Genomic DNA, 22,230 nt, shown 5'->3' with positions numbered 1-22,230 from the left:
TATCACAACAACAGCTTAAACTCATTTATCTGGCACAGAATAACCAGAGTGCCGATATCCCATGCCATAGTAGAATCGGCTATATGGCTAAAGCTTGCACAGTGCTACGCATCTCGACGAGCGACGGGGCATTGCCTCCTCCCAGTGCATTCTCCCTGTATACATTGCTTAAAAGCTCATCCATTTCGATGGACATGTTCACCAGCCCTTGAAGCTTTTCATTTGTATCAAAGATTGCCCGACTACCATCCGGAACTCTTAGTGTCTTCGCATATTCGTGGTTACATGCTAGTACATCAAGGAAGCGCTGGGTCTCCGCCAGAACGGCTAGATCAAAATTTTGCCCCATTCGCAGGTTGTTCAGGTTTGCGTGGTACATGGTTGCGGCGATATCGAAGCTCGGTAATTGGATATCCAGATCTGCATCGGCCTTCACGCTTTTGCAAAGACGAATCGCCTTACGAAGGCCGCCGCCAACAGCATCACACCGCTCTTTGATCAGGGCGATATGAAGGAACGGAAAGTTCTCGATCGTCTGTCCGGTGTACTTGTTGTAAATTTTGATACCACGATCAACCTCGCTTCTGCTGGACTGATATTCGACGCTATCGAGCCAGTGCGAGGGAACAACATCGACGGAACGCTGCAGCGACCCACCGGAGATTTTGACTGCCTTTGCGCCAGTCTTGTCCACGTTAGCTGCAGGAAAGGCGTCGTCGAGATCCGCCTCGACCTGGACGCGAAGCTGACTAAGCACTCCGCCGGATGTCTTGGTGGTTGGAAAATAATCTCCGCGCTGTGCCATGGCCCCGGACGTCATGTAGGTCAGGAAGCTTGTTTCGATGACCAGCAAATCGACATCGCTCACGCGCCGGATATGGACGTCCAGCGGGACGGAGCCTTGTAGTCTGAATTCGGCATCAATACCCGCTTGAGCGAGCCGGTCATGCAGCTGGTTGATAACTCGCTCCGCAGTCTGCACGCTGACACGAGTGTAGGAGTCGCTGACGGGCTGCATCGCACCGATGGCATAGCGTGTGTGAGGCTGGTACGCACTTCCTCGCTTCTCCCACGGTTCTACACTTGGATGAAGCGCCTTCGCCATGAGTTCAGCCAGTACAGCGGAATCCATTGCCATGCGATCGGTTCCATCACGACGCGCGCGCAATTGGCCTAGGCGTTTGTTGATATCTGCTGCCATCACTGCCTCTTCGTCCAGTTCATCTTGCCAAAGGTCGAACGACCACCGCCATTGAAGTATTCGGCGGTGGCCGATGTAAGATTGCTTGCGATGGTGACGACTGCGCAGCCAATATGCGACGCAAGCTCAGGCTCCCCCATCTTGGGATCATTCCGATACTGATAAAGCAAGATAAAACCATCGATGCTATCGGTGGCGAGCGCAGCGGCCATGCTGCTTGAGCCTGACTGCGTCGTTTTGAGTCGTATCCGCAGCTTGTCCCAGCTCTGGGCGATGGTGACTTCGCCATTCCATTGGTGAGCGACAGTCCCGTCGGGGTGAAGCGACTGGCCCTGACAATCCCAGGTGCCAGCTAGATTGGGTACTTTCAGCAGGCGGTCGATCAGAGGCCACTTCCAGGCATACCTATTCAGGACCCAGTACAGGACGCCGAACACCATACCAGCACCAAGCAACGACAGGAGCGCAGGGGGCACATTGACGTTCATTCCAAAGGTTTTGGCCAGATCAACTGCAGCTAACAAGGTAAAGACCAGTCCTGCAGATATCGTGCTTGAGGCGATGCTCAAGTAACGTCCGATCTTGGCACGTTCAGTTCCACCCATGACTGCATACTCATGATCCTGCTGTGCGACCATCTGCCCTTCCTTTCACTTGTCCATCGCGGCCTGTCCCTGGTACAGCCCACCGATTTTTGGCAATTAGTACATATAGATGCGGTCGGTGACGCTGGAATCAAGCCTGCATAGGTGACGCCCCCCGATATTAAGTAGACAGGGAGTTCTCTGGACGATCAGGCGCGCAATGAGTCACTACGCTCGGTGAAGTATCTGGGGCGAACGCTCTGGAAAAAGTGGAGTGGTTATACGGTAATCCAGACGCCCTCTTCACCCAGGGAGCACTTTTGAAATATGCGGGTTAATTCATCTCGCAAAGAGGTCGCGTACCCGCTCAAATGGGAGACCCGTCTCCGCAGCACGGCGCACTTTGCGCTCCAGCACATGATTGAGCGGCAGCTCGCGATCAAGCGTTTCGTACAAGTCGAGACCGTCCATACAGATAACACGCTTGCCCTTGCCAAAGGCGGCAAGTCCCTCCGGCGTGAAGCCACTGTTGCTGACAAACAGACCGCGAGTCCATGCAGCCTTCTGCTCAATCTTTCCATGAAAAGCATGAAGATCCGCCGCTCCGGTCGGTGCTGACTGCCACTTCGCCTCTACCAGGTAGGTCTCACCCTGCAAAACAAAGCTCCCGTCGATCTGCTCGCCACGAAGGCGAAAGGGCTCGCGAGCTGCGAGCCCGAATAGATCGAACATATCGCGCAACCACGTTTCGAACGCATAGCCCCGTGGCTGAGGCTCCAAGGCGGCGAGATTAATGAGCCGCTGCTTCAAGGCAACGAGCTTCGGGCGATCGAACGCAGGTTTGGGTGGCTCGCCCTGTGCTGCCATTTGATCAGGCTTACCCTGTATACGGTTAAGTAGTGAGAGGAAGCGCCCTTCAGCATTGGGGACCCACTCTTCACGTCCGGCCCCCTGCCTTGTTGCCTCGCGGTATTCCCACAAGGCCTTAAGTGCCTTAATCGACGCTGCCAGCTCGACCTTGTTCAAGTAACACCGCAACCGCTTGGCCTTCGATGTACCCTGTTCCCGATACGCGGGATCATTGATATCAACGTTAAGCTCCTCGGCGAAGAAGACGGCCATCGTGCGGTCGGAAAAATCAAGCACATAACCGCTACCCATCTCAAAGAGGTCGTCAACAAGCTTCATATCAAGTGATCGGATGTTGGGCATTGTCTTTTCCATGAATCAGTTCGTGCCGGTCGCCAGCAGTCGGTCAGCATTTGCCATTGTCTGGATGCGAGCTCGATTGGTTTCCGAGCGAGCAACCAGCCCTCCCCCTGCCCGAAGTTCCAGAAGCCGCATTAGACGCACCTACAGCGTCTTGAGCATTTCTGGGTCAAGAAGATCTTTGAGCTTCACGCCAAGCGCATCAGCCAATAGCCCCATATTATCTATTGAGACATTTCGCTCCCCGCGCTCAACTTCTGACACATACGTTCGGCTCAGGCCGGCCTGCAGTGCCAATGCCTCCTGTGACACTTCTTTCAAGCGTCGTACCTGCCGCAGGTTTTTAGCAAAGACCATCCGTGCAGCATGTGGTTTGGATACTTTTTCCATACGGAGAGCATCCTGCTGCACACGAATTTGCTCGACGGCCTATAGTTGCAAAATAGACAACTATAAGTGAATATTTGCTATCAATACCGAATGAAAAGACTCTTATGGACAGCAGTAGCGCTACAAGGGGTGTTAGCGGCCGTGTGGATGTCAATGGCACATCGGTCACGGTACGGAGTCATACCTGGGAGGTCGCCGACCGGCAGACGTGGAGCAATACAAAGGTAGAGCAGCTATCAGGAGGCGGCGGTTATGTTGGCCCGTACGGGGGCTATGTCAATGTCCCTCAGCTAGTCACACATGTCACGGAGAAGCAAGAAATCTGGCTGCGCGATGAGCATGGCAAAGAAATCCCACTGCGGTTACACAACGGAGGCATAGCGGTCCGGGTAGGACATCGCGTAACAGTCGCCGGCATCGAAGTGCATGGGCAATCTTGGCTGGTCGAGGTGCGGAACACTGATACAGGTCATCGCAAAAGAATGATGGCAAGTTGGGGGCAGCTACTTCACCAAGCTGCAGTACTGCCCCGCCCCCGTTTGCTTGATTTTTCAAGCAGCGCGAAGGTAGTCCACATTCTTGCATTCGGCCTGGTAAGTTGGATATTGGCATTACTCATTTTCATGGGGGCCTACCGATTCGGAATAGTCGCCCCAAGCAAGGCTGAACTGCTACAGAATCAGATTCGCGTCCTGGAGCATCAATCAATAGATGCCTCAAGCCAACGCGTTCGTCGTGATTTGGAGCGCCAGGCCCAAGAGCTGTATCCCACTTTGTCAGCGGAGCGAGCAGCCGACCGACGCAAGGCCCTGCTCTGGGTGAATGGCCTTGGTATATCATTTCTACTCAGCGGTATGCTGTGGCAACATCGTCAAGCGGGACAGTACCGGCGGAACCTCAGTAAAGCCGAAGAACGGCTAGAACGTCTCTTGGTTCCCTCCTCTCGGAAGAGCGCAGGCCCTGAAATAGCGTAGGGGCAAGCTGAACCAACATATGCAAGGTGAACATTCATGGGGAGTGAAAATTACAATGCCCTTGCGCAGCCACCACGTGAACCTAACCAGTACTGGAGCGTAGAGCTGATCCCAGAGCTCTGGCCTCTGTACCAAGAGTTTCTTCAAAAGCTGCACACTTCAGGCTGCTTTTGGCACCTGCGCGGCATCTCGCATGAACGCGGAGACATGATTGACGTACAAGGGTTCGGTGACAAAACCTACCACCATCTGGCGGAATGGTTTAGTGATCAAGCGGAGACGTTGATGAAAGAAATTCACGCACGGAAGTAGCTCGTCTGTTCAGTGCATTAAAAAGGCAAGGTCGATTTGGTTCGCCTTGCCTTTTTCAATTTTGACTTTCGTTATTTTAAAATAGCAAAAATAAATTGAACAAAAGTTACTGTTTGTAATTTTAAATTTTTGTGCATAGACTTCAGACAATCACATCACCACCCTGCAGAGCGCTCCAGATTGCATGACTCTGCATCAAGCAACAAAACGGAGGGGAGCATGCCGAGGCTCATTAATGCTAAGCAGTTGGCAGACCGACTGGGTATTAGCCTGCGCTTGCTTGAGAATCTCATTGCACGACATGCAGCCCCCAAACACATCTGGCTCGGTAGAGTACGACGCTGGGATCCTGAGCGGGTAGAAGAATGGCTGGAGCGCGAATTTGAGCGCGATACAGATGAAATGAACACCTGAACTCACAAACCCAAAGCAGAGAAGGAGATGAACATGCCATAGCCGCCTGAAGTTATTACTACTGGCGGAAGAGCGAAGCCCCCACGGTTCTACGAAAACCAGGGGGCTTCATGAGTTGACTCGATTGTGATCTCGTCAATCTCATCTTGGCTTTTCCGATGCGGACAGTCAAGGGCATTTTGCTCGGGGCTGTCCCAACACACCCTGGCATCCCTGTTTAGCCCTTGCTGAACCGGTGCCCAAAAGGAAAAGCCATGAAGCTCTCCTCGCCCTTCGTGCCTAGGTTGTCCCTGCCTGGCTCTCAGCCCCGCTATCCCATCAAAGCAACTATCCGTAAAAGCTTTCCTTGGCCCCTCCTCCCAATGCAGCCGATGGCTGCCACCTGGGAAGAGCTTGAAGCTTATCCGCTGGATATTCTCGTCATTGACTATGTTACTGGCAAACCTACTCAGATATTCATCACATCATTGTTTAATCGTGCAGCATGCTTGGAGTATCTCAGCTTGGTTGTCATGCCAGATTCTCAGAATCCAGCAGGCTGGCACAAGGGGAGGTGGTAATTATGCTACCCCTCTCCGTACGCAAGATTCACAACCACAACAGTCACAAAGTGATTGGGTTCTCTTACAGCCACAAGATGAATGAACTTATTTCATGGGAAAGCACGCTTGAACGCGACTGGCTTCTACATTTAGAAGGAAATTCATCAGTCAAAACCATCCAAAGCCAGCCGCAGCGATTTGATTATTGCTTTAATGGAAAATGGCACCGATACACTCCAGATTTCGAAGTGCATTGGAAGGATGTATTAAATAGATTGCCAACCATTTACGAAGTCAAGCCAGAGGAGATATCCGCAGATATTGCATTTAATGAAGAGGCAAATGCAATAGGAGTGCAACTGGCGCAGCTAGGCTATGAATTTGTTGTTGTTGACAGCAAGATTATTCGAGAAGGAAATTATTTAAAGAATTTAAATTATTTGAAGCACTACGCAGATGTTTTTGTTACTCATCGTGACCGCCAGCTCATTGCCGATTATCTACTACAAGCAGGGCCATGTACCCTGACTTGGCTCACGATTCGATTGAACAGTAAATATCTTAGCCTTTGCGGACTCTATCGCCTTCTTTGGGAGGGCTGGCTGGAATATGATAAACAAAAATCTATCAACCCTCTGTTAAAAGTATATCTAGCGGAAGGAGTGAAAAATGACTATTCCGCTTAGGGAAGGCTTCTCGGTAAGTTTTCACGGCCACCACTTTCGAGTTATTGACATCCAGCCAGATCGGACTGTGACGTTGCTAAATGAGCGGACTTCGAATGCAAAAACATTCAAACATGATGAAATTGAAGCTTACCGCCAGCAAGGACTACTGAAAATTATCGAGGGACAAGACATCTTGTTTAGGGAGGATGGCTTGCCCCCAATCCCAGCGGCGCTACCTGCTCATCATAGACTGAAACTACAACGTAGTCTGTGTTACGTCAGGGCTGTCTTGGATCAAACACCCACAGTCTCGTGTACGCGTGAACTCAAAGTCATAGCAGCATCTGTCTCGAAGTTAATTCATGACGATAAGCCACCAAGCCCATCCTCCCTTTATCGCTGGTGCCACCGTTACGTACAGAGTGGCGAAGATGTTATGTCTCTTGCACCATTAACTGCTAATTGCGGAAGACGCCACGGTCAGATTGACGTGGAAGTGATTGAGATATTTTACATAGTCATTGACACCTACTACTTGACAAGGGCCCGGACTAGTTTAAGAGAAACCCATGCAGAACTGGCTGACCGAGTGATTGAAGCCAATCAAAATCGTTCTAAAACAAATTGGCTTCGCACCGTTAGCTATACGGGCTTCTGCAAGTTAGTTAAGCGGCTGCTTGACCCCTTTATCGTGATGGCAAGACGGCTCGGCGAACGGGCTGCTCGTCGTTATTTCCGAACGAGGGATCGTGGCCCCTCCGCCCTATTTCCATTAGAACGGGTGGAAATTGACCATACCACATTGGATATTATTCTAATCCATCCGATCACAAAGGCGTATTTACGACGACCTACCTGTACCGTTGCCATTGATCGCAGGACTCGCATGGTCTGCGGAATTTACATAGATCTTGAACCACCATCATCCATAGCTGTGTTGATGTGTTTACGTCAAGCCGTGATGGGTAAGCAAGGAATCGTCGATAGCCTATCAATTGACATCAATCTAACATGGCCGGTAGACGGACAGTTCAGGTTGATTTTCATGGATAACGGTCCTGAATTTCATGGCAATGCTCACAAACAGTTCTGCGCAGACATGCATGCCGATATGCAATATTGCCCCCCAGGAAAACCATGGTACAAGGCAGCGGTTGAGCGGTTTATTGGCACGCTCAACCATCAATTAATTCATCAACTGCCAGGCACTACTTGGTCAAATCCGGTTGAACGTGGCGACTATCCTTCAGAGAAATTAGCGTTCTTGACACTACATGAATTACGACAGCTCGTTTTTCAATGGGTTGTCGTTAAATATCACAATACACGGCATAGTGAACTGGGGGAAACACCGCTCCAGTGCTGGAAGCGCTTGATAGAAGAGCACCCTATTCCACCCTTACCAGATAGCCTTAGTTTGGAGGCTGAAACCAGTCTTACTTTCCAGCGGAAGATCAGCAATGGGCGCATTGGCACAAAAGGTCTTATTTATCACCACCCCTACTTAATACACCTGGAAGAAAAACTACCTGAAAAGCAGCTGTTCATGCTTCGAATTGATCCTCAAGATGTAACTCAAGCCTATATTGCTGACCCAGTTAACAAAGCCTTAATTAAGTTGAAATGCTTAACGCCAAATGTTGAACCAGGTACAAGCTGGATTGAATTTCAACAGTCACGTAAAAAAATTGATTCTGATGTAGAGAAAGACATCGACCCTCATGCCGATACCATTCGGCAAGAGAATGCCAAGTTTCGTAGAAAGGTGCATCAGCTTCACCAAGACGCAGAGCATGAGCTTGAACGTAAAACACGCCAGAAGGCTCGGGAGAAATACAAAAAGCACAGTAATAATAAAACGCCAAACCTACCTACGCCGAGTTCATCACAATCGCCCACTCCAGAATTGGAAAACACTGAAATAGACGATTGGTTTATTGAACACTCCAATACAAAAGGAGAAATACGATGAGCAAGAAATATGAAGACATTCGAAAAAAACTACAGCTAATCAATGAGATTCGTGTTCACTATCCGGTTTTTAGTGCAATCCTGTCTAATATGGAACGCTGCTTTGAGGAATCGGTTGACTTGGCTGAACCGCTTTGCATGATAATCACGGGAGATACAGGTGTTGGCAAAAGTACCATCATTAAAGCGTTGTCAGATCGCCACCCTTCGATCAAGACATCCGAGGAGGTCAGTATTCCGGTGCTGGTTTCCTCTGTCCCATTGCCGGCAACGATTGGGGGACTATACACCTCTTTACTTACTGCACTCGGCGCACCATTCCCGGATCGGGGAAAGATCGAATACAAGCGCCTACGACTACTTGAGCTGCTCAAACGCTGCAATGTGCGCATGATCATTCTCGATGAGTTTCAACACCTGGTGGAACGCGGTACCCGCCAGCGTATTGAAGCCGTTGCCGATGCGATCAAGAGCCTGATCAATCAAACCACTCTACCCTTCATCCTTGCAGGCATGCCAGCCGCCTGTGCTGTTCTTGAGTACAGTCCCCAGCTCGCTGGTCGCTTTCCGCTGTCTGCGGAGATATCCTTGTTCAACTGGCTAGATCAGCCCACCAGTTTCGAACGCCTGCTGAATTGCTTCGAACAGGCGTTGCCCTTTGCCAAGCCCAGTGGGTTTGGCGACGAGACCATGCCCGCACGCTTCTACCTGGCTACAGGTGGCAATTTCCGATCTTTCACGACACTTATTCGCGACGCATCCCGTACTGCCCTGATGCAAGACTGCGCTCGGATCGAACGAGAGCATTTGGTGCGTAGTTTCGACTCCCTCCTGGCAGTCAACAGGAGGTTAAGGGCCAATCCGTTCCAAGAGAACAATACAGCGATTGAGCGCTGGGTCGATCAATTGCGGAGGGCTCAGAGATGAACGACACCCCTGCCAACCTCACAGTAGTCGATAACCAGTTACTTCTGCGCCCCAAGCTACGGCAAGGAGAAAACCTTGCCGGGTACCTGCTTCGCCTCGCCAACCTGAATTGCTTACAACACCCCCAAGAACTGCTTGAATACTTGGGACAGAAGTCGATCAGCCGTTACCAGCCGTCTCTCTCACCCCAGTTGGGGATCTACTCACTGGAAAAATTAGCCCTGCAGCTTGGCCAACCTGTTGAAGAGCTTGCCAGCCTTGCATGGCCATTTGATGTCCGCGTGGGGAAGCACAGAAAGTTTCAGTACAAAGGTGGTGCCTGGCCCCAGGAGCTGCTTCGATACAGCTACCGGGCCTGGTGCCCCTGTTGTTTGGCAGAAAATGCGATGCATCTGGCTGCATGGGATTGGCAGCTCACCACATACTGCAGCAAGCACCAAGTGCTACTGGTGGACACATGTCCCGCATGCCAACGACGCGTGAGCTGGCGATACGCATCACTGCACCACTGCAGTTGCGGCTTTCTAATTGATCAAGCACCTGCCATCGCGGTGAATTGCGGTAGTTCAGCCATTGAGATAAGCACGCTCTCAGCGATCGAGATACAGCGCTACATCACTCTGTCATTGCTACAGCAAGAGAGCCTCGCCGGTAAGCTGGATGTGGCCGCATTAGCGGAAGACGCTATTGAACAGCGGTACGCTTATATCGGAACCATCTCAATAGATCAGGTGCAGTCCAAGGATGCATACGATGCGGCGCTGTTCACCTGCTTTGACCATCGGCATGCTTTGCATGCTGCCCTTGGGCCCCGCTTCGCCGTCTCACCAGCGCTTCAAGGCCTAAAAATAGATGCCGCATTTGACCAGGAACTTGCCTGTCTGAGTAATCAGTGGCTGACCAACCAAGCAAGGGCATCGCCAAGCTCATCAAGCACAGAAAGTGGAGCAGCTCCCAGGCTACCACTCGAAACAGTTGCAGTTGTTCTGAATGCCTCGACACATGTTGTACGACGGTTAATCAAGGATGGATTACTCTCAGAGATCCTCGAAGGGTCGTCGCCCAACAGCAGAAGGCATTGCGATACATTTGTCAGTTATGAAAGTCTCCGGCAGTTACAAGCACTGCTTGGCCAAAAAACAACCCAACATGAAAATGGCCAACTAGTTTCCTTTGATCATTTCGGTATCGATTTTGCTACACGGCTCAATCTACTTTCCGGACTAAAGCAACGAAAAGCAGGAGTTATTGCGTATGATTTTTGTACCGGACTGCCTAGCCTGGTACTCAGAAGGGACTGTGATTATATCTCGGCCGTACCAACCCAGCTAAGTGTTAGAGATGCTGCCAGGGCTCTTGATATCTATCCCGATGCTGTTTATCGATTGGCAAAAGCTGGGTTATTGCGTTACAGGCCCTATTGCTCTCGGCAGCTACGAATCCACGTAGATGATCTTCATGCTTTTCAGCGGACATACATTTTTATCCGAGAGCTGGCGAAACAACTCGCCTGCAATGCTACTAATCTCGCAGATAAGCTCATGTCTGTCGGCCTGAAGCCTGTGCACGGCCCCGGGGTAGATAAAGGCCTGATCTACGTTTTCAAGCGCGAAGAAGTGGAAGCCATTGACTTAACGGCCATAGCAGCGCAGCGATCTTATCAAAGCCGCTGTGGTCGTGGGCACAAGCTATTAGTGAAACGCATAGAGTCAAAACGGCTTGCAGCCACAGTTGCCTGTCAGTTTCTTGACATCAAGCCGCATCAACTTGACACACTTTGCCATCTCGGCTTCCTGACGCCCAGTCAAACAGAAGGTGACGGGCTGCTGTATTTCGAAGCAGCTGATCTTGAAAATTACCTAGCCGACTATCGAAAAAATTCTGACCTGATCCTAATGGCATCCGCAAAAGAGTCCCTTAAAAAAGAAGGTGCACGTTTTTGGCAAGACCTCATCAGGCTAGGTCTAATCAGTCTAATTTCAGATGGGCTAACTGATTACTGCCAAAAGGATCAGCTGCAAGCGGCTATTGCATCTCGAAAATCTATGCTCAGCACAGCAGAACTCTCTACGCTTAGCGGCGTTAAAAAAGCCAGGATCAGATGGGAGTCAAAATACGGCTGCCTCGCAGGAATGATAATGCACCTGGGTAGTGGACAGATTAAATTCTACTTCCCACGAAGTGCCATAAAAAAATTAAAAAAGCTTTCAATTGCAACACGAAGCTCATTGACTGATGGAGGCCCTGAAGATGCATAACATCATATTCGGCAGGACATTGCGAAATCTAAGATTGCAACGCAAACTATCCCAAGAAAAGCTGGCATTCGAAGCCGAGCTTGATAGAACATGCATCTCCCTGCTTGAACTTGGATACCGTTCCCCTAAGCTTGATACGCTTGTGGCGCTGAGCAGGGGGTTAAACATGTCAGCAAGTGAATTTTTCCTAGCTATAGCAACAGGAATTGAAAGTACACTAAGCAAGTACCAGAAATAAATTAGCCACACCGCAGTGCCACACAAAAACATTTATCAGAAAAATAAAGCGCTTTATATAACTTAATTAGAAACAGGTGGAACACATGCTACAGACTGAAATTTTAATATCCCATTTGAATCGTACGAAGCAACAGAAACTCGATTGCCATCCAAAGTTTTCACCTTCACTGGGCCTTTTATATTTTCACAATCACCGGTGGAGTGGTATTCAGAAAAAACAATAAATTTTGCAAGAGAATTTTTTATGGCAGGATTAAAGCCAAAAACAGACCCAGTTAGCAAAGAAAGCCCAAAAACTATCAAAAACATTCCAAATGGACTGGCAATCGCACCAGTAGTCTTTAAAAGCAACTTTGATTTGCTTGGTTTTTCACCATAGCGTAACCGATAAATTCTGTCCTTTAAATCTTTAGAAATTTTTGGCAAAAAAACACCAATAAATTGATCTCCGATCATGTTGAAAAGATGGCCAATAGCAAAAACGGTAAACTGAAAAAATGAATAAGCCATCAATGCTGCCTGCAAGAGCATCACCCACAACAATGGCGTCATCCAGGCTGACAAGAGCGCAAACAGAGCTGGAAAGTTTTTGCCAGATAAATGAGTAACGTCGTTAATCATCCAGTCAGAAAAAACACTTGAAGCATATGCAAAAAATGTTCCAAATACAAATGATCCAACAATTTTTGCAAATCTAGCCAATCTTGAGTTAATTAAGGCTCGAACCCTAGCAGACAGGTCCAGCAATGCACCAGCCAAAAGAAAAGAAAATGCAAAAAACTGCCAAATATAAAAAAACCATCCTTTAGGATTTGTCGTAAAAAAAACGAAGGCAACGAGCAAAAATACAACAGAAATACTATATAGCAAATTCGCCGAATCTGGCCTGTTTACAAAAGGCCTCAATTTTTTAATGCTGCGCATTGCCATTCGGCGGTTAGGTAGATAGCAACTTTTAACCTCACCAATGATAACAGGGATTATTTTAGCGACAAAAAACGCAGAAATAAAATAGGCAAACAGTGCCGTAAACATGTTCGCAGAATAAAGCTTGGCGTATATCACAAAAAAAGGCGCAGGGATACATATTATTGCCATTTTTATGACCTGTTCTCTAGTAATACTCATAAAGCCCTCAATTTTCATTCCAGTGTATCCGCAGGAGAATTAAGCACTCATCGCAATCATGGAGATCGCATTATTGAAATCATTCAGAACTGCGCTACATTATTCGAATAGGCCATCAATGACTAAACATCAACGGCATAATATCTAAACTCATTCCCAAGTCGCAAAACACTATCTAAATAAGCCAGAGCGTCTTCAACAGAAATGCTGAATTCCGAAAGATGAGTTGCCTGATTTCGAATATCCCTTAACTTCAGAAATAGCGGCATGACATCTTTCTCGATGTGCCCAGCCGCAATAAGCGCAGCGACTCTCTTGGTTACTGAGTGCTCTTCAATCTTTGCTTTCTTTGCCGCAGCCCATATTGCAGCCTCAAGATCTATCCAATACTCAACAATCGCAGCTCTCGGAGAGGTGGCCGCTATTCGTTGGAACAGTTCGTAGGTTGTTAATACTCCGCTAAGCGTCGCTTCATTCCACATCTTAGCTTTGCTTGATTCCAGACGGCTTGATTGAGCTTTCGCAGTCGCAATGTCACGCTCGAACTTTGCCTCCATTTCTTTATATTTAAAGGTGGACATGCGCCCTAATAGAGAGCGAAGCTCAGCACGGAAAATATAGGAAACCCAAATTGTAGCTAGAGGCCATGCAAAACCACTAAGCAATTTAAAGAAGGCATCTAGCAATTTTACCCACGGAACTGGATTTTCTGGGTCTTTCTTTGGAGCTTGGTCTTGTGCTGGGAACTGGATCGTTTGCGTTATAGTTTGCGATCCACAATGGGTTGTAATTTCATGCCCCCATGGCTCTGTGTGTTTTGATCTGGGAGTCGTGATTTTTTTGAGAATATCACCCTTGCACTTGAGTTCATTCCCTGAGGATTGCCCAGACATCACCGCAAAGCATGCCAAGATGACGAACTGCGATATTCTTTCTCTTTTCATTATATTGATGCCAGCCATGAAATATTATTCTATACAGGGTATATTTATTCTGAATGCATATTACTGAAGTCAGTCAATCGATACCATAACCTTGTCCTACTACGTTAGCCGGCAAATGCTAGGAATCCTTTGTGCCAGAAGCACCAACTCACTGCGAGCAGTTGATCTCAATAGACACAGCGCGGCCAAAGTGGGTGCACCATACTTAGCAAGCCTTGGCCCCGGATATCGCTGCGGCGAGCTGCTCAATCTTCGGCATCGGGTCATGACGGTGAATGATCCGATGGCAGTTAGAGCAAACCACAGCCAGATCATCCAACTTTGTCTCCACCTCACAATCCGCTTTGGCTAATGGTGTCAGGTGGTGTACCTCGCAAAAATTTTCTCCATAGCTGCCATACACCTGCTTGAAGTCAAAGCCACAGACTTGGCAACTGAGTCTTCCGGTCGCTTTCAGCACAGATTCTTTTTTCTTCTTGACCAGCTTGGCATTGCGCTCTCTGCGGAGATGGGCACTCAGCCTGACCTTCCCTTCCCGTCCGCCAGTTTCATCTATATCTGGCAAGGGTGTTGGTCCCTCTGTGATGAGCTTCATTACCCGCTCAACAATCGGCTTACTCTCGGGTTTGTCGGCATACCATATGTTGCTCTGCCCAATGCCCCCTTTTGTGGCACGCGGAATCAAAACGGAGCGCTCTTCCAGTAGTACTGCATCTTTGCGCTTTGCCTTGATGCGGAAGTAGGTTGCCCCTTGAGCGATGTGCTTCGCTGCCTTTTGCGGCGTCTGCTGTACCGCGCGGTAAACGGTGGCGTTCAAGTACCAGCCAACAACTACAGTCCCACCATCTGGCGGCGATGCTGTCCATACAACGGTCACACCATCAACTGAGTCATCTTTCTTGGACGCACCCAAGTTCTCCAGTTTGATGTTCCCGTTTGCTTGGATGTAGCCGTAAACCACATCACCGACAGGAGTGAAGTTGCACACTTCATGCCCGATAGAATGGTTGTTATACGAACCACCACGCTCAAGGCTATCGGCATCTAAGCCATCGTACTTCTGCATCCAGCCAACATTACAAAAAAGGATTGCCACCGAGATTCCTCCCCACGTGATGATGTGGGTATGATAATAGCATTCTAAAATTTGACCTGTCCTTGGCTTTTGTCATACATCCAGCTATGCCGATCAACACCTGTGGATCTGCAGCCTCCCCACCTAGCTCGTTACCCTCATCTTCTTCCGAAACGATAGATTGGTATTCACAAACGACAGGGAGAAGCTGCTCACGTTATGCATCGCAAGTGAAATTGTGTAGGCAATCAGTAGAAGGGTCGTGCAATCGCTCAGAGAGCACGCATAGACAAGCTGTACCAGCTCACGCCGGGAGCTACTTAGTAGGCGCTTAGCCTCGAATCACGGAGTAGTCACCAGGATGACGGAGGTGAGAGGGACTCACGTCAGCCCCGGCTGCGGCACCCAACTTGGAGCCATCGCACAGGGCCCCCTTCGCTGACATGCTGACATGCACAAGACCGATGCCAGCCAGCTCGCTTCGGCCTAGCTCACCATCCATGCCATAAAGATGCAAACCCCGACGAGGCCTCTGCCTTGTAGGGACATCTACACGTAGCCGGCTGATCCGTACTGCATCTGGAGCGCAGCACACTGCAAAATTCCATTCTTTGGCTTCATTCCAATACAATTTCACACTTTGAGTGAAATCCACTTCATTTATTTTGATCGAAATGAAACCTAAGCCATTGATGACAAAAATAAAAGAGATTCATATTTTGATGAATCTCACAATAAGTCATGTCAGCGTCGAGCGACACATAAGCTTGCCAAAACGACAGATAAGCTTGCACTCGACGACACATAAGACCGTACAAAAAAGCCCGCACGTCAGAAATCGGAAAGGTTGAAATTTCGCAGTCAACGTTTGAAATTTCCGATAGCCAAAAAATGAATTCCTTTGACGGGCGCTATGTGGTAGTTGTTGCCCTTTCTCAGAACCTGCAAGCTATTTAGGTTTGCGGGCATTTCATTTAGAAAGGCAACCAGACAAGAATGTTCGGTTGCCTTTTTGTTTCCATATATCTAGAGTTGTGCAACAGCTGCCGCATAGCATTAGTGGAGAAAAGGCCCTGCTTACGCGGGGCTTTTCCCTTAAGTGAAATGGCATGCAAGCCCATTTCTTGATTTTAATGTGTGATAATGCTTTCTGATCTGTAGAGATACTTATTGCTTGGAAAGTACTCTTTCCTTTGCATTAGGTTAATAATTTTAACGTTCTCACTGTGCTTCAAATACTTGTAGGTGAAGTACCTGGCTACTTTGTCCTCATGCGTGGACAGTATAATCTGCTTCTCACTGAAATCGTTACGAAGCACCTCTACTAGCGAGGCCATGTTTATGTCATCCATTGTCTGGACAGGGTCGTCGATGAGGATGCTAGAGAACTTGGTGGAGTAGACTCGATGGAGCGCTAGGGTCAGCGCGATGACCACAGCGGATATTTGTCCGGAACTCATAGTATTAAGAATGTCATGATCGCTTTCCCAGTTAGAAACCAATCGAACATTCTTTAGCTCATCCTCACCTGTTGGGTCTTTGATGAAGATGCCTTGGCCGAGCCCAGCCTGATGGGTCTGAAGGATCTTGCCGGAGTAGATGTAGAAAGGGATCTCAATATCTGTGATCAGTTTTTTCCGGTACTGCCTTATCTGCGTCCGAACTATTGTGATGAGATCACCTACGTCATTTGCAGCACGCTCTAAGTTTTGAGATTGCTTCGTCAGCTTGACGATCTCTTGGGAAATCTCCTTAAGCGAACTGAAATAGTGGCTCTTTATGTAGCTCTCTTTCTTATCTAGCAGATCAATGTTCACCAGAGCCAATTTGTCCTGTGTGCCGTTGAAGTAATCCCTGTAAATTCTTTCAAATACGTTGGCGCCGTTGGATTCGTAATAACCCTCTGGTGCTGTACCGATTGCCGAGCGTATCAGTCGACATAGATTATCAGTCGCCTCTGCAATGTAGTTATCCCTACCTTGAACAGGGAATGTAGTTGCGAGCAAGTCATCGTGCTCAATACGTTCCGATAGTAACCATTTACGGAGTTTCTCAAAGCGTTCTTGTGCAGTTACCGCTTTAGACAGTGCGAACAAATCCTCCTGGGTGGAAACCGGTGTCTGTTCCAGATAAGTGATACAGGCCTGGAGTAAGGGGTAGAGATGAGTCGTATTGAATGCATCCCTGGCCTCCACCAGCTGTCGATCGTTCTCTGAGAGTTGCAATCGAATTAGATGGCCATGCTGAGCAATGGCGTTAGCCAACGTGTCATGAGCCGTATAGTCGTGCCCACAGAGCAAGCATGCAGTCTCATTTGGCGCCTTCTGAAGCCCAGCAGACATGGCATCGTGGTGCTTTAGGAGTTCGGAGTAAATGGAACTCAAACCACTTGATTTGCTCTCCTCCTCGCCTAGCTTTTGGATAGCAGCTTCAAATGCGGCGCTGCTTCCCAAAGCTAAATCTTGGAATATGACCTCAAGGTTCTTTATGGCACGAATTTGCTTTAAATCGCCACTTATTAGTGCTGCATGGCATTGTTGTATTAATTGATAAGTTTTATTCTTTTTGACATGCAAGGCATGATAATTTATCGAATTGTAGTAGCCAATATAAAGCTCGAGCACCTCTTTCTGGAGGGCAGCATTTTCAAATCGACGGCTTCTAACGAAAAAATCCTGGTGCAAAAGGAAATTCTTGATGCTGTTGATTTCTGCCAAGGAAATGTTAAATCTCTCTTGATTCAATTCTGAAATAGCAATTGCATCCCAAAAGGGTGATTTATTTTCTTCTGCTAGCCATGGAAAAGCATAAACATGTGTTTCGGCTGGTCCATTTTCTATGTTGGCATTGCCATCGATCCTGTACAGGTTCTTGATGTTTTCGATCTGAGAAGTATTGCGCCTTTTGGCTGCTGATATTTTGCGCGAAATGTCTGTCAGCTTGCTGAGCTTCTCATCAGCATCCCGTGTATTGCCAAATAACTGGGCTAGCTCTTCAGCCCGCTGTGTCTCATTATTCGTCTTCAGAAACCTGGATGTTTCTTCTTGCTGCACGTAATGAAACAACAGGAAGTCTCGAGAAAAATCCTGACTGTCAAAGTATTGTTCTAGTGTGTTTTGGCTGACAGGAGTTGGGACTCCATTAATAAGCTCATTGAGTTCCCAGAGCTCCGCAAACCTGGATATTCTTTTGGATATATTTGGAATACCATCCCTTAATTTTCGTTGAAAAATCTTTAATTTTGAGTCATTCTCTTTGAACTCCATAATAATTTCAACACGCTCAGAGCCTTTATGTGCAACTACTACGTCCACTGGATTTTGACGGCCATCAAGGGATACAAGTCGAGTAATGTTGCCGGTCAGACCTAGCTCGATAGCATCGAAAACAGATGTCTTTCCATATCCATTTGGCCCGTCAAGCAGAATGAGATTGCTATCTTCAAAACTAATAGTGTATGGATCATCGCCAAATATTTTGAAGTTTTTGATTGTGATTTTGTTGAGGTTAATCATGTCAAGTCCCCCCAAGTAAATAATATTTGCTGATGAATGTTTTCATCAGTCCACTCCACCTCTGATTCCATTAGGCGACTATAAATGGAAGACTGATGTGCATTGAGGGAATTTTCAATATTACTATTGAGATTGGTGAGTTGCTGCTCCTGTGGACTATAGGTAATAAACGGCAGCTTAAGTGCAATTTTTATTATGAGTGAGTAGTAATTTTTTCTATCTTCATGATTACTTTTGAACGCCAAAAATCTTCTCCCACCCTCGGAGTTGACTATCTGGTTTATGACTTTGTTAGTTATTTTCTCTACCCCGTTTTCGGAGAGGTAGTCTTTTAGGGTTGCTAGTTCATCAATAGTGTATGTTATAACATTCTTCTTGAAGTTATACTGATCTTCTTCAAGGGAAAGTATTGTTTTCCTACTGATTCTTTGCTCATCATGGCTGATGAGCAAAGTACAGTTTTTCTCGAAGGCTCGACCTACTTTTCCAGAGTTACTGATTGCATCGAATAGCTCCTGTGCTTTTTCATCTAGCAACGCTTGTGCAGCTTTGTCGGATTGCGTGTGCGATTGGATAGTGACGAAGTATTCTTCCCTCCTACTTTCCTCTGGCGGACAGAAAAGATTAAAGGTTTGATTGTCAAGGGGGATGTCGAGACCAATCATATTGTAGCCACTACTGGTGAGGATGTTATTAATAATGTCGATCATTATGATAGTGCATCCTTCGCTGTCATTATAGGAACGAGGTTTATAATCTTCAAAACTTCATCTCTTTTAGGTCGGGGGTCTGCTTCTGCTGCAGCTGGAGCCTCAGTGTGCACCATTCGGGTGGGCGAAAATGAGTGGTGTTCTAAGCCGTCGTATATAAGATTTTCGACCTCGAACAGTATTTCGCTCATGTTTGGGTTGGCTGTTATTTTTCTTTCGATCTGACTAGTCCGTGCAGTATTTGTAATGGTGGTTGGCAGATAATGTTGATGCGGCAGTGCCGCTGACCGGTAGGTGAACTTACACCTAGTCGCATTGTGCGAGGCGCGCTCGAAGTTAATTGTATGCAGTATTTTTATTAGTACATAGCGAATGCCTTCTAAATCTGTGGCAAAAGCATTTTCCGTGTTGTTTACATGCTGGAGGTAAATTTGAGGAGAGAAGCTTCGATAGTACGCCCAGAGATCGGTCGCACTTAACCCTAGTAGAAATTTTCTTGCCTCTTTCAGATTGCAGTATTCGCCAGACCCCGGATCTGTATAGTCATCTTGATCGCCCATATATTCATCAATTAAATGGGCGAATTTTTCTTTAAATTTATAGGATAGATATTCTTTCCCTATGTCTTCATGATCGGTTTCAAGAGCCAGAATTATCTCTGCGAAGGTTATTGGAGTTTCCGTTTTTTGTTGTTTTTCCTTGTGCCGTCCGATAATGTACCTATCTATCACCCCTAGAAAGCAATGAAAGGTTTTTTCCAGCAGCTCATCTGTAATGATGGATTCTCTGGCCGCTAACGCCTTAGAGATTTCCAATTTTATCTTGGTATTGATGTCATCTAAGTCACAGAACGTTTTTCCGTCATCGTATTTGTAAGACTCAATTCTGGAGAGTGCGTCATTTTGTCCGTTATGGATAGAATCTAATATCGCATACAGCTGCTCTGCGGTCTTGCCCTTGAAGGCGGCTCGTAGTATGGCTGCTGGTTTAGGTATATTTTTCTCATTGGACGCAGCCTTTTCGATTGTGGTACTACCATTCTTTGGAATTGTATCTTTATACTGAGTTAGAATGATATTTATGTCATCTTTAATAGAAATTTTCAAATCCAGGGAGCCTGGTTTGGAATTTATTTGCTTCCAAGTATGGATCCGCCCGGCAACACCCGGCTGCTTATATAGCTCCAAGGCGATCCCCAGCAGAGCATCGGAATATTCGCTGTAAGTACTGGAGTTATATGCCTTGACTTGATGAAACGAGACAGGGGCGCCATTACGCAGTATCTCAAAATCCTCAGTGGACTCAAGCATTAAGCTGCAGTTCGACAAGTCAGCATCTACAGGTTCTGCATTTATTAGCGTTAGAGCGTAATAAAGGGCGACCTTGCCTTGGTAATTAAAGCCGCTCCATGAAGGAGACGCATCGAATGCCATCAGAAAACTCCAGTTTTACATTTATAAATAATGTGCGAATGTAGCTTCATATTCCACCTTGCCGATAGTTAGGAGCTAACTTCTATGGTTGAGAACCCGTCCCCAGATGATTTTTTACCAGCACTCGTAAAGCAATTCACACTTCATTCATTCGACATGGCTGATGACACCAATCATCTTACCAGTAGAGTTAATTGAATCCAGAGCATCAAGTACAATTTCTAAAGTATTACTGTGCTGCATTCCAGCACTTGCATCAGTTGTTGCAGCCAGCTACGAAGGTATTGGCGCTCCCCTGCTGGCAACAGCGACTGAAGGAAAGCATCGCTATCGGCCAAGGGGCTGGTTTGCAGTGAGGCTGACCAAGCGTCCTCAGCTTCGCAGCACTGCTGATGCAGCAAGGTCAGATCAGTGGTCAATTGGGTTTGCTGACCCTGCAGGTTGGTGACCGGAGCCGTCAGTGCCTCTACCAGTTCAGTGCAGCAGGCAAGGGATGAATCGTCGATCTCCGGTTTGGCTTGGCCGATTGGTGCCTCGGCATTCAGTTTGCGCCAGCGGCTCTGCCAGATTTCGACAAAGTTGGTCGCCTGCTCACGACTGCTTTGCAGCTTGAGCAGCTCGGTCTGTTGCAACTGCTGCGCACGCTGCCTGTTTTGCCACTCTTGCCAGTCCTGCTGACGATCAGTCAGCCATTTCACCATGTCGTCTGCCATAGCAAAGCTACAGTCGGCAATGGCAGCTTGCAGCTGCTCGCGGGCTTGTTGCGCCGTACGAGTTGCCTGTTCTTGCTGCGTACACAGCGCCTTCACACCTTGCATGGCATTCTGACTAGCCTGCTGTAGCAGCTCGTACTGATTCCCGGCTTTCTGCAACACTAAAGTGCTGCGCTGATCCAGCTGCTGGGCCACCGCCAGTTCCTGTTCTGCCTGCTCCACCTGTACTAACTTGTTGCTAGGCATTGTCGCCAAGATGATGACCCTAGGACCGTGATTACGTTTGTTCAGCACCAGTACCTGGTGATCAAGGTCTTCTTCGACTGCCGGGATGACGGTGGTACTGAGGTAGGACAGCAAAGGCCGGCTCTCACCCAGAGTCGCGACCGAATCGTGGTTAGCCCAGCCTTCCTTGCAAGACAAGCATCTCATAAGAAAAGCCCGGCATTGCCGGGCATATTCTTGTCTGTTAACTGTCTTATTTAGCCAATTTGGTTTCCAGCACGTTCTTCTTGCCTTCCTCGTCGCTCACCAACTTCAGGTTGGCGCCGCCCACGAACACACCCATGCGGATGTATTGCTCGATGAAGTAGTTCTGACCGCCATTGGTAATCAGGTCGAGGCTGTTGTCGCTGAATTCGGATTCGGTGCTGACGGTTTGTTTGCCCGGAGCCACCTGACGGTAGAAATAGACTTTGTTGGCGGTTTCGCCGAGGCGTTCGCCGTTGAGGTGCAGGTCTTTCTTCAGCGCCTGGCCAACAAAGCTGTTGCGGTAGATGTAGATGCCCGACTTGTCGGCGGGCGGTGCCGCAAAGGTCTTGAGCTGGGCATCGGCTTTCGGGTCACCCATCGGTACCGAGGCGCAGCCGGTAAACAATACGGAAGCGGCCAGCAGGCCGGCAAGCAAGCTTTTCTTCATGAGGTTTCTCTTGTGTAGGACCAGTTTTCCCCAGCTACGGCTGGGCTGGCATGAGGCATTGCCATTGTCATGATGGGTGGCAACGAAATTGTATGGGAATACG

Annotated in this window: 20 protein-coding genes; 8 read left to right on the top strand and 12 right to left on the bottom strand. The window is 48.0% G+C overall.

From position 1 onward, the window contains the following. Nucleotides 1-79: 79 nt before the first annotated feature. The 4 genes from NH8B_RS09245 to NH8B_RS09230 form a co-directional block, all read right to left on the bottom strand. Nucleotides 80-1,201, bottom strand: a complete 1,122-nt coding sequence (locus NH8B_RS09245; protein WP_014087064.1) for a hypothetical protein — start codon at nt 1,199-1,201, stop codon at nt 80-82. Next, nucleotides 1,201-1,839: a Cap15 family cyclic dinucleotide receptor domain-containing protein gene (locus NH8B_RS09240; protein WP_014087063.1), complete on the bottom strand. Its 639-nt coding sequence runs from the start codon at nt 1,837-1,839 to the stop codon at nt 1,201-1,203. The genes NH8B_RS09245 and NH8B_RS09240 overlap by 1 nt, the downstream gene beginning before the upstream one ends. A gap of 285 nt (nt 1,840-2,124) precedes the next feature. Beyond that, nucleotides 2,125-3,009 carry a restriction endonuclease gene (locus NH8B_RS09235; RefSeq protein WP_198408198.1) on the bottom strand — a complete coding sequence of 295 codons (885 nt, stop codon included), beginning with the start codon at nt 3,007-3,009 and terminating at the stop codon, nt 2,125-2,127. Between the two features lie 129 nt (nt 3,010-3,138). Beyond that, nucleotides 3,139-3,384, bottom strand: a complete 246-nt coding sequence (locus NH8B_RS09230) for a helix-turn-helix domain-containing protein (RefSeq protein WP_014087061.1) — start codon at nt 3,382-3,384, stop codon at nt 3,139-3,141. A gap of 1,010 nt (nt 3,385-4,394) precedes the next feature. Between NH8B_RS09230 and NH8B_RS09225 the strand changes: the two genes are divergently transcribed. The 8 genes from NH8B_RS09225 to NH8B_RS21375 all read left to right on the top strand — a co-directional run bounded on the left by NH8B_RS09225 (nt 4,395) and on the right by NH8B_RS21375 (nt 11,688). Further along, nucleotides 4,395-4,670 carry a hypothetical protein gene (locus tag NH8B_RS09225; protein ID WP_014087060.1) on the top strand — a complete coding sequence of 92 codons (276 nt, stop codon included), beginning with the start codon at nt 4,395-4,397 and terminating at the stop codon, nt 4,668-4,670. Between the two features lie 219 nt (nt 4,671-4,889). Next, nucleotides 4,890-5,084 (top strand): helix-turn-helix transcriptional regulator, encoded by a 195-nt coding sequence (locus NH8B_RS20870; RefSeq protein ID WP_014087059.1) that lies wholly within the window; start codon nt 4,890-4,892, stop codon nt 5,082-5,084. A gap of 254 nt (nt 5,085-5,338) precedes the next feature. Then, the gene (locus NH8B_RS09220) at nt 5,339-5,644 is read left to right on the top strand and encodes a hypothetical protein (protein WP_014087058.1); all 306 of its coding nucleotides are present in this window, start codon (nt 5,339-5,341) and stop codon (nt 5,642-5,644) included. Between the two features lie 77 nt (nt 5,645-5,721). Then, a complete protein-coding gene (locus NH8B_RS20440) occupies nt 5,722-6,312 on the top strand; it encodes a TnsA endonuclease N-terminal domain-containing protein (protein WP_198408197.1) in 591 nt (196 codons plus the stop codon). Continuing rightward, nucleotides 6,296-8,266 carry a Mu transposase C-terminal domain-containing protein gene (locus NH8B_RS20435; RefSeq protein WP_083844251.1) on the top strand — a complete coding sequence of 657 codons (1,971 nt, stop codon included), beginning with the start codon at nt 6,296-6,298 and terminating at the stop codon, nt 8,264-8,266. The genes NH8B_RS20440 and NH8B_RS20435 overlap by 17 nt, the downstream gene beginning before the upstream one ends. Further along, on the top strand, nt 8,263-9,192 hold the full coding sequence (locus NH8B_RS09215) for a TniB family NTP-binding protein (protein ID WP_014087055.1): 930 nt from the start codon (nt 8,263-8,265) through the stop codon (nt 9,190-9,192). Before NH8B_RS20435 ends, NH8B_RS09215 begins: the two co-directional genes overlap by 4 nt. After that, entirely contained in the window at nt 9,189-11,450 is a 2,262-nt protein-coding gene (locus NH8B_RS20430; protein ID WP_083844250.1) for a TniQ family protein, read from the top strand. The genes NH8B_RS09215 and NH8B_RS20430 overlap by 4 nt, the downstream gene beginning before the upstream one ends. Continuing rightward, nucleotides 11,428-11,688 (top strand): helix-turn-helix domain-containing protein, encoded by a 261-nt coding sequence (locus NH8B_RS21375; RefSeq protein ID WP_198408196.1) that lies wholly within the window; start codon nt 11,428-11,430, stop codon nt 11,686-11,688. The genes NH8B_RS20430 and NH8B_RS21375 overlap by 23 nt, the downstream gene beginning before the upstream one ends. A 62-nt stretch (nt 11,689-11,750) precedes the next feature. On the opposite strand, the gene NH8B_RS20865 is transcribed toward NH8B_RS21375, so the two are convergent. The 8 genes from NH8B_RS20865 to NH8B_RS09185 all read right to left on the bottom strand — a co-directional run bounded on the left by NH8B_RS20865 (nt 11,751) and on the right by NH8B_RS09185 (nt 22,127). After that, nucleotides 11,751-12,836 carry a hypothetical protein gene (locus tag NH8B_RS20865; RefSeq protein WP_148282960.1) on the bottom strand — a complete coding sequence of 362 codons (1,086 nt, stop codon included), beginning with the start codon at nt 12,834-12,836 and terminating at the stop codon, nt 11,751-11,753. Between the two features lie 104 nt (nt 12,837-12,940). Further along, nucleotides 12,941-13,780, bottom strand: a complete 840-nt coding sequence (locus tag NH8B_RS20860) for a DUF4145 domain-containing protein (RefSeq protein WP_148282959.1) — start codon at nt 13,778-13,780, stop codon at nt 12,941-12,943. 187 nt (nt 13,781-13,967) lie between these two features. Next, nucleotides 13,968-14,858 (bottom strand): HNH endonuclease, encoded by an 891-nt coding sequence (locus tag NH8B_RS09210; RefSeq protein WP_014087050.1) that lies wholly within the window; start codon nt 14,856-14,858, stop codon nt 13,968-13,970. A gap of 1,109 nt (nt 14,859-15,967) precedes the next feature. Beyond that, the gene (locus NH8B_RS09205; RefSeq protein ID WP_041703422.1) at nt 15,968-18,352 is read right to left on the bottom strand and encodes an AAA family ATPase; all 2,385 of its coding nucleotides are present in this window, start codon (nt 18,350-18,352) and stop codon (nt 15,968-15,970) included. Next, nucleotides 18,349-19,062 carry an ABC-three component system middle component 1 gene (locus tag NH8B_RS09200; RefSeq protein ID WP_014087048.1) on the bottom strand — a complete coding sequence of 238 codons (714 nt, stop codon included), beginning with the start codon at nt 19,060-19,062 and terminating at the stop codon, nt 18,349-18,351. The genes NH8B_RS09205 and NH8B_RS09200 overlap by 4 nt, the downstream gene beginning before the upstream one ends. After that, complete coding sequence (locus tag NH8B_RS09195; protein WP_014087047.1) at nt 19,062-20,495, bottom strand: ABC-three component system protein; 1,434 nt, start codon at nt 20,493-20,495, stop codon at nt 19,062-19,064. Before NH8B_RS09195 ends, NH8B_RS09200 begins: the two co-directional genes overlap by 1 nt. 221 nt (nt 20,496-20,716) lie before the next feature. Next, entirely contained in the window at nt 20,717-21,568 is an 852-nt protein-coding gene (locus tag NH8B_RS21210) for a hypothetical protein (protein WP_232503553.1), read from the bottom strand. 118 nt (nt 21,569-21,686) lie between these two features. Further along, the gene (locus tag NH8B_RS09185) at nt 21,687-22,127 is read right to left on the bottom strand and encodes a DUF2846 domain-containing protein (protein ID WP_008954074.1); all 441 of its coding nucleotides are present in this window, start codon (nt 22,125-22,127) and stop codon (nt 21,687-21,689) included. Between the last annotated feature and the right edge of the window lie 103 nt (nt 22,128-22,230).

It is taken from the genome of Pseudogulbenkiania sp. NH8B (assembly GCF_000283535.1).
Classification (GTDB): Bacteria; Pseudomonadota; Gammaproteobacteria; order Burkholderiales; family Chromobacteriaceae; genus Pseudogulbenkiania; species Pseudogulbenkiania ferrooxidans.
The sequence above is the reverse complement of the archived record's forward strand: the minus strand, read 5'-3'. Positions and strand labels throughout refer to the sequence as shown.

What these genes read in the sequence shown, in the direction of transcription:
- NH8B_RS09200 (WP_014087048.1), bottom strand. Translation starts at nt 19,062, where the DNA reads ATGATCGACATTATTAATAACATCCTCACCAGTAGTGGCTACAATATG.
- NH8B_RS09195 (WP_014087047.1), bottom strand. Translation starts at nt 20,495, where the DNA reads ATGGCATTCGATGCGTCTCCTTCATGGAGCGGCTTTAATTACCAAGGC.
- NH8B_RS20430 (WP_083844250.1), top strand. Translation starts at nt 9,189, where the DNA reads ATGAACGACACCCCTGCCAACCTCACAGTAGTCGATAACCAGTTACTT.
- NH8B_RS20440 (WP_198408197.1), top strand. Translation starts at nt 5,722, where the DNA reads ATGAATGAACTTATTTCATGGGAAAGCACGCTTGAACGCGACTGGCTT.
- NH8B_RS21375 (WP_198408196.1), top strand. Translation starts at nt 11,428, where the DNA reads ATGGAGGCCCTGAAGATGCATAACATCATATTCGGCAGGACATTGCGA.
- NH8B_RS09240 (WP_014087063.1), bottom strand. Translation starts at nt 1,839, where the DNA reads ATGGTCGCACAGCAGGATCATGAGTATGCAGTCATGGGTGGAACTGAA.
- NH8B_RS09230 (WP_014087061.1), bottom strand. Translation starts at nt 3,384, where the DNA reads ATGGAAAAAGTATCCAAACCACATGCTGCACGGATGGTCTTTGCTAAA.
- NH8B_RS09220 (WP_014087058.1), top strand. Translation starts at nt 5,339, where the DNA reads ATGAAGCTCTCCTCGCCCTTCGTGCCTAGGTTGTCCCTGCCTGGCTCT.
- NH8B_RS20865 (WP_148282960.1), bottom strand. Translation starts at nt 12,836, where the DNA reads ATGAAAATTGAGGGCTTTATGAGTATTACTAGAGAACAGGTCATAAAA.
- NH8B_RS09235 (WP_198408198.1), bottom strand. Translation starts at nt 3,009, where the DNA reads ATGGAAAAGACAATGCCCAACATCCGATCACTTGATATGAAGCTTGTT.
- NH8B_RS09215 (WP_014087055.1), top strand. Translation starts at nt 8,263, where the DNA reads ATGAGCAAGAAATATGAAGACATTCGAAAAAAACTACAGCTAATCAAT.
- NH8B_RS09225 (WP_014087060.1), top strand. Translation starts at nt 4,395, where the DNA reads ATGGGGAGTGAAAATTACAATGCCCTTGCGCAGCCACCACGTGAACCT.
- NH8B_RS20870 (WP_014087059.1), top strand. Translation starts at nt 4,890, where the DNA reads ATGCCGAGGCTCATTAATGCTAAGCAGTTGGCAGACCGACTGGGTATT.
- NH8B_RS20435 (WP_083844251.1), top strand. Translation starts at nt 6,296, where the DNA reads ATGACTATTCCGCTTAGGGAAGGCTTCTCGGTAAGTTTTCACGGCCAC.
- NH8B_RS09205 (WP_041703422.1), bottom strand. Translation starts at nt 18,352, where the DNA reads ATGATTAACCTCAACAAAATCACAATCAAAAACTTCAAAATATTTGGC.
- NH8B_RS09185 (WP_008954074.1), bottom strand. Translation starts at nt 22,127, where the DNA reads ATGAAGAAAAGCTTGCTTGCCGGCCTGCTGGCCGCTTCCGTATTGTTT.
- NH8B_RS20860 (WP_148282959.1), bottom strand. Translation starts at nt 13,780, where the DNA reads ATGGCTGGCATCAATATAATGAAAAGAGAAAGAATATCGCAGTTCGTC.
- NH8B_RS09245 (WP_014087064.1), bottom strand. Translation starts at nt 1,201, where the DNA reads ATGGCAGCAGATATCAACAAACGCCTAGGCCAATTGCGCGCGCGTCGT.